This window comes from Shewanella sp. DAU305, from assembly GCF_026802235.1.
In the GTDB taxonomy this organism is placed as follows: domain Bacteria; phylum Pseudomonadota; class Gammaproteobacteria; order Enterobacterales; family Shewanellaceae; genus Shewanella; species Shewanella baltica.
Genome location: NZ_CP113808.1, coordinates 4,533,647 through 4,546,332 on the forward strand (window position 1 = coordinate 4,533,647; position 12,686 = coordinate 4,546,332).

General features: G+C 46.2%; 12 protein-coding genes. 9 read left to right on the forward strand and 3 right to left on the reverse strand.

Going from position 1 to position 12,686, the window contains the following annotated elements; genetic code table 11:
- Positions 1-92: 92 nt before the first annotated feature.
- Positions 93-1,040, forward strand: a complete 948-nt coding sequence (locus tag OX890_RS19260; protein ID WP_006080255.1) for a ribose-phosphate pyrophosphokinase — start codon at positions 93-95, stop codon at positions 1,038-1,040.
- A 198-nt stretch (positions 1,041-1,238) separates the two neighbouring features.
- Here the strand turns inward: OX890_RS19260 and OX890_RS19265 are convergent, their stop codons facing one another.
- On the reverse strand, positions 1,239-3,101 hold the full coding sequence (locus OX890_RS19265; RefSeq protein ID WP_268649754.1) for a methyl-accepting chemotaxis protein: 1,863 nt from the start codon (positions 3,099-3,101) through the stop codon (positions 1,239-1,241).
- Positions 3,102-3,538: 437 nt separating this feature from the next.
- Between OX890_RS19265 and OX890_RS19270 the strand changes: the two genes are divergently transcribed.
- The 3 genes from OX890_RS19270 to OX890_RS19280 are packed head-to-tail and all read left to right on the forward strand — an operon-like array spanning position 3,539 to position 5,609.
- Positions 3,539-4,072: an RNA polymerase sigma factor gene (locus OX890_RS19270; RefSeq protein WP_268650628.1), complete on the forward strand. Its 534-nt coding sequence runs from the start codon at positions 3,539-3,541 to the stop codon at positions 4,070-4,072.
- Positions 4,072-4,656, forward strand: a complete 585-nt coding sequence (locus OX890_RS19275; RefSeq protein ID WP_259483031.1) for an anti-sigma factor — start codon at positions 4,072-4,074, stop codon at positions 4,654-4,656. Before OX890_RS19270 ends, OX890_RS19275 begins: the two co-directional genes overlap by 1 nt.
- Positions 4,653-5,609: a DUF4097 family beta strand repeat-containing protein gene (locus OX890_RS19280; protein WP_259483029.1), complete on the forward strand. Its 957-nt coding sequence runs from the start codon at positions 4,653-4,655 to the stop codon at positions 5,607-5,609. The genes OX890_RS19275 and OX890_RS19280 overlap by 4 nt, the downstream gene beginning before the upstream one ends.
- A 77-nt stretch (positions 5,610-5,686) precedes the next feature.
- Here the strand turns inward: OX890_RS19280 and rsuA are convergent, their stop codons facing one another.
- Complete coding sequence (gene rsuA / locus OX890_RS19285; RefSeq protein ID WP_268650630.1) at positions 5,687-6,439, reverse strand: 16S rRNA pseudouridine(516) synthase RsuA; 753 nt, start codon at positions 6,437-6,439, stop codon at positions 5,687-5,689.
- A gap of 77 nt (positions 6,440-6,516) precedes the next feature.
- On the opposite strand from rsuA, the gene OX890_RS19290 reads away from it, so the two are divergent.
- From OX890_RS19290 to OX890_RS19310, 5 genes are all read left to right on the forward strand, one after another.
- Positions 6,517-7,071 (forward strand): sugar O-acetyltransferase, encoded by a 555-nt coding sequence (locus OX890_RS19290; RefSeq protein ID WP_268649755.1) that lies wholly within the window; start codon positions 6,517-6,519, stop codon positions 7,069-7,071.
- A 262-nt stretch (positions 7,072-7,333) separates the two neighbouring features.
- Positions 7,334-9,418, forward strand: coding sequence for a M13 family metallopeptidase (locus tag OX890_RS19295; protein ID WP_268649756.1), 2,085 nt, complete (start codon positions 7,334-7,336; stop codon positions 9,416-9,418).
- A gap of 220 nt (positions 9,419-9,638) precedes the next feature.
- Positions 9,639-10,424: a RelA/SpoT domain-containing protein gene (locus OX890_RS19300; RefSeq protein WP_268649757.1), complete on the forward strand. Its 786-nt coding sequence runs from the start codon at positions 9,639-9,641 to the stop codon at positions 10,422-10,424.
- 436 nt (positions 10,425-10,860) lie between these two features.
- Positions 10,861-11,268: an SMI1/KNR4 family protein gene (locus OX890_RS19305; RefSeq protein WP_011845817.1), complete on the forward strand. Its 408-nt coding sequence runs from the start codon at positions 10,861-10,863 to the stop codon at positions 11,266-11,268.
- 30 nt (positions 11,269-11,298) lie between these two features.
- A complete protein-coding gene (locus OX890_RS19310; RefSeq protein ID WP_006084089.1) occupies positions 11,299-11,799 on the forward strand; it encodes a DUF4447 family protein in 501 nt (166 codons plus the stop codon).
- A gap of 148 nt (positions 11,800-11,947) precedes the next feature.
- Here OX890_RS19310 and OX890_RS19315 read toward each other — a convergent pair whose 3' ends face one another.
- Positions 11,948-12,580: a glutathione S-transferase family protein gene (locus OX890_RS19315; protein ID WP_268649758.1), complete on the reverse strand. Its 633-nt coding sequence runs from the start codon at positions 12,578-12,580 to the stop codon at positions 11,948-11,950.
- Positions 12,581-12,686 lie beyond the last annotated feature (106 nt).

A 12,686-nucleotide genomic window follows, 5' to 3' on the forward strand; every position in this document is an offset into this window, starting at 1 on the left:
CCACTTAACGATAACGCCTCGGGTTCCTCCCGTCCCTATATCGTCGTTACTCTAGCCACTAAAATATAAAGCAAACGCCTGAGGTTCATACAGTGCCCGACATCAAGCTCTTTGCTGGGAACGCCACCCCCAGTCTCGCTAAAAAGATAGCCGATCGTCTATTTTGCAAACTCGGAGACGCAGTGGTTGGTCGTTTCAGCGATGGTGAAATCAGTGTCCAAATTAACGAAAATGTACGTGGTGCAGATGTGTTCATCATCCAATCCACTTGCGCGCCGACAAACGACAACCTGATGGAACTCATCGTGATGGTTGACGCGCTGCGCCGTGCATCTGCTGGCCGTATCACAGCCGTTATTCCTTACTTTGGTTATGCTCGTCAAGACCGTCGCGTTCGTAGCGCCCGTGTACCTATTACTGCAAAAGTCGTTGCCGATTTCCTGTCTAGCGTGGGTGTTGACCGCGTTCTGACCTGTGACCTGCACGCTGAGCAAATCCAAGGTTTCTTCGACGTTCCTGTTGATAACGTATTTGGTAGCCCAGTGCTGCTAGAAGATATGTTAGCGAAGAACTTAGATAATCCAGTCGTTGTTTCTCCAGACATCGGTGGTGTTGTTCGCGCTCGCGCAGTAGCAAAACTGTTGGATGATTCTGATTTAGCGATCATTGATAAACGTCGCCCACAAGCAAACGTTGCTCAAGTTATGCACATCATTGGTGATGTTCAAGGTCGTGACTGCATTATCGTTGACGATATGATCGACACAGGCGGCACTCTGTGTAAAGCGGCTGAAGCCTTAAAAGAACATGGTGCGAACCGCGTATTTGCTTACGCAACTCACCCAGTGTTCTCTGGCAAAGCGGCTGAAAATATCGCTAACTCAGTGATTGATGAAGTGATTGTGACTGACACTGTTCCTTTAAGCCCAGAAATGTTAAAAGTGGCTAAAGTGACGCAGTTAACTATGTCTGCGGTACTGGCTGAGGCAATTCGTCGCGTAAGCAACGAAGAGTCTATTTCTGCTATGTTCCGTCACTAATAGTTCTGTCACTCATCATAGTCACTGAACGTTCTGACTAATCTGAGTGGTTCCAATGCACAGTGTGCTGTTTTAACGAATCACTAAGCTTGCAGAGCTAATCACTCACACATAAAAACGCACTCCTCGGAGTGCGTTTTTGTTAGTGTATTTTCTAAGTTAGCTTTTGCTCATCAGATTAAAATGGGCTTCTACTCATTAGATTTTAAAATTACTGACCGCACGGAATAAAAATTCAGCCTGCGCTTTCAGCTCATCCGATGCCGACGCATTGGCATCTGCCGCATGGGAGGATTCTTCGGCGATATCCCGGATCACCACCACGTTCTTATTCACTTCTGCCGCCACCATGCTTTGCTCTTCAATCGCCGCGGCAATTTGAGTACTCATGTCCATGATGTTACGCACATCAGTATTAATAAGCTTGAGTAACGCACCGGCACTCGCCGCTTGCTCCGCACTCTCAACACCTTGTTTTTGACTCGATTCCATCAATTGCACAATCGAGCGAGTACGCGTCTGTAAGGTCTGAATAATGTTCGCAATCTCTTGGGTTGACGATTGAGTCCGCATCGCTAAGTTACGCACTTCATCGGCAACCACGGCAAAACCACGGCCCTGTTCACCCGCTCGCGCCGCTTCAATCGCGGCATTCAAGGCTAAAAGGTTAGTTTGCTCAGCAATGCCGCGGATCACATCTAACACACTACCAATAGTCTCACTGTCACGCTCCAATTCACCGATGACCGCAGCAGAGCTATTGAGCTGCTCAGCAAGCGACTGAATTTTATGAATCGTTTGCTCAACTTCTAATTGACCGCTTTGCGCATTATCATGCGTCTTACCCGCTTTCAACGCCGCTAACTCTGTAGTTTTAGCAATTTCGTCAATGGTTGCGCCCATTTCTGTTATCGCCGTTGCAACCATATCGGTCTCATTGAGCTGTTGGCCAACGCCTTCAGAGGCAAGCATGGCATTTTCAGATACGCGCTTACAGGAGGTGTTAATTGTCGCGACCGACTCAATCACTTGCTCAATCAATTGCTGGAAGCTACTCACCATACTATTGAAATGCTGCGCAATTTCGCCAAGTTCGTCTTGCGTTGATGCATCGCATCTCAAGGTCAGATCTTTACTCACTTCGATACGAGCAATGATCTGCGTGATACGCTCAACCGGGGCGATAATACTGCGGATAATCAGATAGGTGATGAAAGATAGCAGCAACGTGATAAAGATAAACACAGCAATACCTACATTAACGCTGCTGCTCTCAGCATCATCAATCGCCTTAAGCGCTAGGTTATGTAAGTCATTCGCGCTGCTTTCAATTTGTAGGTTGGCCGCGACAAGACGCGCCATAGTGCCATCTTTCTCGGTCAAACCGAGTTGCTGCTCTTTATTGGTTAAGCTTTTAAAATCTTTCTGATACTGAGTAATAAGCTCTGCAATTTTATTTTGGGTATCGGCATCTAAGCTCGATGAACGTAGCTTGTCATTAAACTTGCCAATGTTGACATCGAAGGTTTCAACATAGCTTAGCTCACGGCGCAGCATAAAATCTTTTTCGTTACGTCTCAGTTGCAGCATAGCCACTTCGAGTTCGAGCTGATTGTATTGCTTCAGCAGCGTTTCAACATTGTGCACCGCCGTACGCAATGTGCCGTACAAACCTGTTTTAGGCGTTAAGCCAATTTCCTGCTGTAGCTGCACCACTTCAGAAAAAGCAGCTTGATACTGATTTAAATTACTATCAAAACTTTCAAGCGATGCCTTGGACACACCGTATTCTTTAAAGACTTTCTCTAATTCTGGGACAATACTGTCGATTGCCATGTGGCTTTGCTTATGTAGCTCGGCATATTTTAAATCCTTACGCGCGAAGAAATCCTTTTCGTTTTTACGCAGAATTAAGACATCGCGCTCTAACTCAAGCACATTTTGAACGGCATGGGAGAGCTCCGACTTAACCGAATTTGAATGGAGTTGTAATCCAAACATGGCAACTAATGCCGAGATAGACACAGCTGCGCTGAGTAACAACTTTGAGCGGATTAGCATAGAAAGTCCCCGAATAAATAATCTATCTTAAAAAGATAGCTGCAAATTAAGCCTTTAACAGCGCAAGTGTAGCAATACATGAAAAGTTCATATCAAATACTCTGACAATTTGTGGATTTAAGCTCCCATACCGTGAGCACCTCATTATTTTTAGCTTAGTTCATCAAGATACTGTCGGCATAGTTTACAAAGTAATGCGTGTTAATCTTGTTAAATATACTGTCTCAATGCTGATATAAATGTCACCATACCAACTGGTATAAAATGAATAACTTCATCAGCTTAACTGTAAATTTCGCGCGGATTCTACTACAGATTACAAAAATGTTACGCTGAATAATGAATCTTAATAAAATATATTTTTTACGACTCCAAACCTTTTGCTGCATTCAGTGCGTCAAAACTACAACACTTAATAATTATGGCAGGGAATGACAGTGACAGCAGGGATACTCCCACTCAATAGCGCAATGTCTGACTTTGAACTAGCCACCTTAGCCAGCCAAGGCAACAGAGCCGCATTTAAACTGCTGTATCAAAGCCATCACCAACGTATCTATGCCCTATCACTGCGCCTTTGTGGTCATAAAACCATAGCGGAAGACATTACCCAAGAATGCTTTATTTTAGTGTGGCAGAAGTTGCCGCAATTTCGAGGTGAGAGTCAGTTTTCGACTTGGTTACACAGTATTTGTGTCAATCAAGCCTTGAGCAGTATTCGTAAACAACAATCATTTTGGGCACGATTTATCCCACTTGAAAATGAAACTGAACCTATGAGTTCAGATGAAAGTTATAGCGGATTAGACAAGTTGATTTTCAAACTGCCGCAGCGGGCTCGCATAGTGTTCGTACTCTGCGCCATCGAAGGTTATCAACACGATGAAATCGCTGACTTACTTGGCATTGCGGTCGGTACTAGCAAGACCCAATACCATAGAGCTAAGCAACTACTACAGGAGATGCTGTAATGACATTAACGCCGCTTTCCCGTGAACAACAGCTTGAGCAACTGATCGATAGCGCCCCCAAAGAAATGTCGCCCAGCCATGATCTGTGGCAGGGCATTGAAAAGCGCATGGACAAACCGCTTATGTCGCAAACGCGTCAATCCCAGCACGGTCGACAGTGGGCAATAGCCGCCTCCTTTATCCTTCTGGTGGCATTGGGGTATACCCAGTTACCCTCTTTCAATCCATTAACCACGCAGCAGACAGAGCTTGCCCAAAACTCAGCTATGCCAGAGCAACAAGGGGATGCGGCCTTACAGTTACTGTTAACCCAAATCGCGGCATCGCACCAAGCGCAAGTGGATAACCTAGAGCAGACAACGAATGCGCTAGCTTGGCAGACCAGTAGTTTCAGCGCGCCCGTTGAGCAAGGTTTGGCGGAACTAAGACGCGCGGCAACCCAGATTTACCAAGCTCTACAAGCAAATCCAACCGATAAACAACTTTGGCAACTCTGGCTTTGGGTGCAGCAACGTGAGCTCGACCTATTGCAACAGGGCCAAAAACTACCCATTAGAAACTCGACACAAGGAAACACCCTATGAGTAACCTCAATCTCACTAAAGCCAGTCTATTGGTTTCGACACTCTATTTAGGTTTGATGGGCAATGTGTTCGCAGCGCAAAGTGTTGATAAACAGCTTAATATTAGCAGCGACACCCAATTGCAGATCAAAGTCCAGCGCGGCGATGTGACGATTCAAACCTGGGATAAGAGTGAAGTCAGCGTCACAGGTACACTCGATGAATTGAGCGAAGGCTTTGTGTTCGAGCAACAGGGAAACAGTCTGAATATCGAAGACAAAATGCCCCGCCACTACAATGGCAGTAATGACAAAGGCTCGCAGCTCACCATTAAAGTGCCAAAGACAGTAAAACTCAGTGCAGATACTATTTCAGCAAATCTGCAAGTCGCCGAAGCCCAAGGTGAACTCGATTTGAATACCGTCAGTGGCGATATCAAAGCTAACAACCTTAGTGGTAAACCTGAGTTGCACACAGTCTCAGGCGACATCATCACTCAAGCACTTGATGGTAAAGTGAAATTAGAGACAGTATCAGGCACGATTCAAGACACTGACAGTAAAGGGGAAATGAACTATCGCCTCGTAAGTGGTGACTTAAAAAGTCAAACTCAGGCCGAAAAAGTCACGGTTGAACAAGTTTCTGGCGAAGTGAATGCTAACTTTAGTCTCGCTAAGGAAATCCTACTCAGAACCGTCAGCGGTGACTCAAAAGTGTCACTGGCGAAAAACTTCAACAGAGCCAATTTAGAAAGTGTGAGTGGAGATATCATAGTGACTTTTGCCGATATGCCGGATGCCAGCTTTGACGTAGACGGTGGTCCAGGTGGCAAGATCAAAAATACCTTAACCCAAGATGAACCTAAAAAGCAGAAATACGTGCCACGCGCCGAGTTGTCATTTCAAACAGGCTCTGGCGCAGCAAACGTGAAGATGAATACCATCAGCGGTAATCTGATTTTAAAGAAACAGTAATAATAAAAGCTAGTTAGCACAAATAAAAAATGCCGCCACAAATCAAACTCAGGCGGCATTTTTTTATATTAAACTCGTTAGACTGAAGCTATCTCTTCAGGCGTCAAATATCGCCATTCACCCAGCGCTAAGGCGGGATCTAATTCAATTTGGCCTACACTTTCACGGTGCAATCCTTGCACGTGGTTGCCCACCGCAGCAAACATACGTTTCACTTGATGGTACTTACCTTCAGTGATGGTGAGTCGCACTAATTGCGGCTCAATAATCTCCAGCAATGCAGGCTTAGTTAAGCCATCTTCACCGCGCAATTCAACACCAGCGGCAAATATTGCAATCAAGCCAGCATCCACAGGTTCGGCGAGTTGCACTAAATAGCGTTTACCGCATTCTTTCTTCGGTGAAGTGATTTTATGCGACCACTGGCCGTCGGTCGTGATCAGCACTAGCCCTGTGGTATCGGCATCTAAACGACCAGCAATGTGCAAGGTTTCAGGCTTGGGCACATCCACTAAGCTCAATACCGATGGATAGGTTTCATCAATCGTTGAACAAATGGTGTCGACCGGTTTGTTGAGCATTAAATAACGTACGCCCACTAAGGCAATAGGCTCGCCTTGGAGACAAACACGCATACCTTCAGTCACTTTAAAGCCCGAGTCTTTGACGACTATGCCATCGCAAGTGATGTCACCGCGATGCAGGGCTTTTTTCGCTAATGAGCGAGTCAGTGGGGTACTCTCACAGATAAATTTGTCTAAACGCACGTTAATACTCAACTTCAATAAAGAAAACTGCCATATTATGAGGCCGACCACTTCAAAGGGCAAAGAATTGCTGCTCAGCAAGCGATGTGTTTCTATTTAGCCCTTACGCATTTACGACAGTCACCCTAGGGAAAGATGACATGACTGAATTCCAAAAGATGATCACAGGCCAAGAATATGATTGCCTTGCCAGCGAACTATTAAGTTTACGAGCTCAACAGCAACGGCTGAATCGACAATTAAATCAAATAATTGACCACGATACCCCAGAGTACAGCCAACTCTGTCAGCAGCTCATTCCCCATAAATCACCAGCCGCAACGATATCCACGCCGATTTTTATCAGTTATGGCGCCAACCTATCCCTTGCTGACAAAGTGTTTATCAATGTGAATGTCACCTTGCAGGATAATGCGCCTATTTCTATTGGTGAGCAGACTATGGTCGGCCCCAATGCACAGTTTTATACCTCGAGTCACCCACTCGATGCCGAGCTGCGTTGCTCAGGTTTAGAAACCGCTAAAGCAATTAAGGTCGGTAAACGGGTATGGATTGGTGGCGGCGCTATCATAATGCCAGGCGTCATTATTGGTGATGACGCCATCATAGGCGCTGGCGCCGTAGTTACAAAAAATGTAGCTGCCAAAACCGTGGTCGCAGGTAACCCCGCAAAGCCGATCCGGCAGCTAATTTGATCGCGGGTAAAAAAGCGAAAGCTAAGTGCTCGCTTACCTGAAAAGGCTTGCATACGGTAACTTTGCCGCTAATGAGCTTAAGACTGTAACTGGTAACCTTTAGTTACATATGACTCAAGATAAATCCGCGATAAAAACTGTAATGACCTTGTTTAGATTCCTAGTAAGGCATTAACATAGTTCATTGCGCCTGAAGCAATCCCATTTTGCAAAAAATAACAGCCCCAATAATGGGCACAATAATAAACTCGAAGGAAACGACATGAGAAAAGTACTCATTGGGGGACTGTGTGCCTCACTTATCGCAGGCCTGACTGCCTGTAATGACAAGCCAGCCGAAGTTAAAGCACCTGAAACCGCTAAAACAGCCACCGCAGTTGCTGTGACTCAGGTACTGGGCTCTGGTATTGAATTCGCTAATTTTGATAAAGCGGTTCGCCCACAGGACGATTTCTACAAATATGTTAACGGCACTTGGCTGAAAAACACTGAGATCCCAGCCGATCGCACTAGCATTGGCGCTTTCTACGATTTACGTGAAAAATCACGTGACGACGTAAAAGCCATTATCGAAGAAGTGGCAGCAACGCCCAATCTGGCCACTGGCACAGACGAGCAAAAAGTGGCCGATTTATATCGATCATTTATGGATACTGACACGCTCAACAAACTGGGCGTGACACCAATCCAAGGTGAGTTCGATGCTATTAACGCCTTAAAAGATAAGAATGAATTGGTGAAGTACTTCGCCCACAGCCAAATCGCTGGTGCGGGTACACCTATGGCATTTTATATCGATATCGATGCGAAAAACTCTAGCCGTTACGCGACTCATCTCTATCAATATGGCCTAAGCCTACCAGAAAAAGACTACTACTTTAACGAGTCAGAACGCTTCGTTAATATCCGTAAGGCTTACCTAGCCCACATAGAAAAGATGTTTACTCTTGCGGGTCTTGCTAATCCTAAAGCCAGCGCTGAGTCTATTCTTGCCCTAGAAACGGCCATTGCCTCTAAGCATTGGGATGTGGTTGAAAACCGCGACAGCACTAAAACTTACAATCTATATCAAGTGAAAGATCTGCCAACACTGGCACCGGATATCGATTGGACTGTCTACTTAACAGCGCTTGGCGCAGACAAGCAAACCGACATCATCATTAACCAGCCTAGCTATATCCAAGGTCTGAACGAGGTTTTAAAAACGACCGATTTAGCCACTTGGAAAACCTACATGCAATGGCAAGTACTGACGCATGCGGCGAACTATTTGAGTGAAGCGCTGGACAACGAAAACTTCGATTTCTTCTCTAAAACCTTAAACGGTCAAGAAGAGCAAGAACCGCGTTGGAAGCGTGGCGTAGCCTCTGTTAACGGCATGCTGGGTGAAGTTGTCGGCAAAGTGTACGTTAAACGTCACTTCACGCCTGAAGCCAAAGACCGTATGCAGGCACTGGTGGAAAATCTTCGTGGCGCTTACGGCGAGAGCATCAAAGATTTAACCTGGATGAGCGACAGCACTAAAGTGGCTGCGGCGGATAAGTTAGCAAAATTCAACCCGAAAATCGGTTACCCGAACAAGTGGGAAGATTACAGCAAGCTGAGCATCAAGGCTGACGACTTAATCGGTAACGCTATTCGTGCCAGCGAAGTTGAACATGCTAAGTCATTAGCCAAACTGGGCGCGCCAATCGACAAAGACGAATGGCACATGACCCCACAAACGGTTAATGCTTACTACAACCCAACCATGAACGAAATCGTCTTCCCTGCGGCCATTCTGCAACCGCCATTCTTCAATTTGGCGGCTGATGATGCAGTCAACTACGGTGGTATTGGTGCCGTTATCGGTCACGAAATGGGCCATGGTTTCGACGACCAAGGTGCTAAGTTCGATGGCGAAGGCAACATGCGTGACTGGTGGACAGAGCAAGACTTGAAAGAGTTCTCTGCCCGCGGCCAAGCGCTGATTGCACAATACGACGGTTACTTTGTGTTTGACGATTTGCACGTCAACGGTGGTTTAACGCTAGGTGAGAACATTGGTGACTTATCAGGTGTGACTATCGCATACCGCGCCTATAAGAAATCACTCAATGGTCAAGAAGCGCCGGTCATCGATGGCTTAACGGGCGATCAACGTTTCTTCATCGGTTTCACTCAAATTTGGCGCGCGAAAGCCAAAGAAGAAGCGATGCGTAACCGCGTAGCGACCGATCCACACTCACCTGCGGAATTCCGTGCTCTGGGTGCTCTGTCTAACATGCCTGAGTTCTACACCACATATGATGTGAAACCCGGTGATGCTATGTATATCGCACCAGAAAAACGCGTAAAAATTTGGTAAGCCAGATTTAAATCGCCGCTCGGCTGCATAAGCTGAGCAACAACAATGGCGCTCACTGTTACAGGTGGCGCCATTTTTATTTCCTTAAACCACTGAGTTATGAATGTGAACCCATGCGCAAGATGAACAAGTCTTCATGGTTGGTTCAGCTTTAATTAAGCAATAGAAGCCTATGGTGGATGCGTGACCTGAATAACTCACCCATAAGGAAGTAGGCCGCATGACTAAGTTATTTCGTACCTTTTTTATTTTTCTACTCTTATTATCGAGCCGCGCTGGTGTAGCAAATCCTCTCGACATCAGTGACAGTAAAGCAGAACGTGGTAATTACAGTGCAAGACAGGCATCAAGCCATGACCTACATGGTCTATATGCACTCAGCAGTCAGACCTTCGATGCGCCTCGTCAAGCCTCGAATGACTTATCTGTTCTCCATCACCAAGCCTATGATGCTCAGGCTGAGCTGGCTCAGTTGCTTACCCGAATTGCCCATCATTCACAGACGCAAGTGATTATTCCTCCGGTAAAGAGTTATCAAAGAGCCGCCGATAAAGTGGCGACAAAATTTAACGGTGACGCCAGCCAAATTACCGACCTGGCAAGGGCAAGTATCGTGACCGACAGCATTCAAGATCTCATGCAGGCTTACCAAGCTTTGAATGAGCAGACCCAAGTGGTGAAGCAAAAAAACCGCTTTGCCGAACCCAAAGCATCTGGCTATCGCGATCTCAACTTGCTGGTACGTTTACCCCAATCGGGTATGATTGCCGAGGTGCAATTGCATCTTCAGGATATCGCCGATATCAAAAACGGCCCAGAGCACAAGGTATATGAAAAAGTGCAGACGATTGAAGCCAATGCCCGTAAACAGCAAAGGTTACTCAGTGAGTTTGAACTCGCGCAGATTGCCAAATTACGCCAAGAATCACACAAGCTGTACCACAAAGCATGGCTTAACTATAAACGGGTCGATGAAGCCAGTTTATTAAGAGTCTCAGTCGCTTAACCCGCAACCGCTTCCACTGTTGCGCTGGTCTCCCGCAAAGGTGCCAGCGCTTTTTTATATTGTACTGCGCCTGAAAAACCATATTAAAAATAAGCTGAAAAAAGCACTCTCTCGCATCGAACGTCTTTTTAAGTCGATACCCAAGCAACCTGAAGATACGAGTTTCAGAGTGCCTAGGGTGCTTCAATTCAAGGCGCATCAATGACAGAATGTCGGCCACCTTTTGAATTGATGCAACACGGAAGTGAAGTGCCCTAGGCACTCCTTCCTGGCGAGCTTTAACGCACTTTATGCAGTGTTGACTATTTTTAACTTAGCCCGCTAGGTCTGCAAATAGCCGCCTTGCCTAAAGTGCGTTAAATTCTCGCTGAATCCTGCATCTTCAGGTTGTTTGGGTATATAATCCCGCGCCATAGCCCTATCAGCAGGAAACGCCATGCACGACATCATTGAGCAACTCCAAGAACGCAGTGAGACTGTTCCTGTACCACTCGAATTACCCACATTTGAGCAGCTCGTCGAAGTCGAAGAGCAAATCCTGATCTCTTTGCCGCGGGAGCTAAAAGAATACCTGCTGTATGCCAGTGATGTGATTTACGGCACGATAGAGCCAGTAACAGCATCGGATCCCTACTCACACACCTATCTGCCTGAAGTTACTTGTTATGCTTGGTCTATCGGCATGCCAAGGGACATGATTGCCATTTGTCAGCAAGGCGATGCCTTTTACTGTATCGACCAAGATGGCCAAGTACATTTCTGGAAAAACGGCGGCTTTACCGATATCTATTGGGAGTCGTTCTGGGAATGGGTTGAAGAAATCTGGCTAAAGATTAAATACTAATTTTACTTTCACTGCATTGAGAACACGATTATGTCTAAAAACATTGGCTTGAATGCCATCGAAATGAGCTACTTACGCCAATCATTGAGCTTAAGTGCGGCTCAAGTTGGCACGCTAACTAACCATAGCGAAGCCGATGTATTAGCCTGGGAAAGTGGCGAACAAGCGGCACCTGAGCTGGCGCAAAAAAAACTGCTCGATATTGATGACATCATTGAGATGCAAGTACTTAACACCTGCGATGGCATTGAAGAATTATTTAAAAAAGAACCTAAGCGTCATTTAGCTTTCGTGGTTTACCCCACTCAAGCCACTTACACTCAATACAATCCCGAATTTTTAAGTTCATTGCCTTTTACTGAGCTGTATAACACGGCAGCTTGGCGCATCAAGAAAGAGTGCAAACTGGTCCTAGAAGTCGACGTCAGCTTAGTCGCACTGGACGTGGAAGCCTATAAAGCCTTCCGTGAACCGACCAAAATGAGCGAAAGCCGTGAAAGCCGTGCTAAATGGGCCGCGACTCAGCTATAAGCGTGTAAATCCAGAAGCTTAGTACTCGCATTAACAGCAAGGGCAGATATCACTATCTGCCCTTTTTATATTCTCATAATGATTTTCAGATAATGGTGGGAATGCACCTGAATCATTCAAGGCTAAAATAATCAGCTACTCTGCCTGATTAACCCTTAGCAGCCACCACAGCATCCATCTTCTGCAAAGCCGATTGACGCGACGGCAGCGCAGACAACCTATCGCGATAAGCGGCGAGTTTAGGTGGAATGGCTTGTTCAAACAATGTGCCCCACATTAAGGTATGGGCCAATAAAATATCCGCCACCGAAACGTCATCACCGAGCAAAAAATCACTTTCAGGCAACATGGCTTCGGCCAATGCCGCCGCCTTATCAAACTCCCATACCGCACAAGGCATGATCTGCGGATGACGCTGCTCCTCCGGTAAAGCAAACTTATGCTTACCCAAAGTCCAAAGCGGCTGCTCAAGCTCAGTAATGATGAAGCTCACCCATTGATGGTGCAAACCCGATGCGTTACTCCCCGCGGGTGGCAACAACTTACCCCCGCCATACTTTTCTGCTAGATAAAGGCAAATCGCCGCAGATTCGGATAACACTAGCTCATCATCAGTTAGCACAGGCAGTTTACCGCAGGGGTTTATCGCTAAAAATGCCGCGCTGCGATGCGCACCTTTGGTCATATCCACAAAGGAAAAATCCCAATCAACGCCCAACTCTTCCAACACCCAAGCAACTCGTAATGCGCGACTGCGCGGTGTGCCATATAAAGTGATCATTGCAACGTCCTTTTAGTCCGGTTAATTCGTGTCCTAACGAAGATACACTGAGTTTGCGTTAGTGCAAATCTGCCCATAAAAAACGGCGCTTAATGCGCCGTTTCGA

What these genes read in the sequence shown, in the direction of transcription:
- OX890_RS19280 (WP_259483029.1), top strand. Translation starts at nt 4,653, where the DNA reads ATGAGTAACCTCAATCTCACTAAAGCCAGTCTATTGGTTTCGACACTC.
- OX890_RS19315 (WP_268649758.1), bottom strand. Translation starts at nt 12,580, where the DNA reads ATGATCACTTTATATGGCACACCGCGCAGTCGCGCATTACGAGTTGCT.
- OX890_RS19290 (WP_268649755.1), top strand. Translation starts at nt 6,517, where the DNA reads ATGACTGAATTCCAAAAGATGATCACAGGCCAAGAATATGATTGCCTT.
- OX890_RS19310 (WP_006084089.1), top strand. Translation starts at nt 11,299, where the DNA reads ATGTCTAAAAACATTGGCTTGAATGCCATCGAAATGAGCTACTTACGC.
- OX890_RS19305 (WP_011845817.1), top strand. Translation starts at nt 10,861, where the DNA reads ATGCACGACATCATTGAGCAACTCCAAGAACGCAGTGAGACTGTTCCT.
- OX890_RS19295 (WP_268649756.1), top strand. Translation starts at nt 7,334, where the DNA reads ATGAGAAAAGTACTCATTGGGGGACTGTGTGCCTCACTTATCGCAGGC.
- OX890_RS19300 (WP_268649757.1), top strand. Translation starts at nt 9,639, where the DNA reads ATGACTAAGTTATTTCGTACCTTTTTTATTTTTCTACTCTTATTATCG.
- OX890_RS19275 (WP_259483031.1), top strand. Translation starts at nt 4,072, where the DNA reads ATGACATTAACGCCGCTTTCCCGTGAACAACAGCTTGAGCAACTGATC.
- OX890_RS19265 (WP_268649754.1), bottom strand. Translation starts at nt 3,101, where the DNA reads ATGCTAATCCGCTCAAAGTTGTTACTCAGCGCAGCTGTGTCTATCTCG.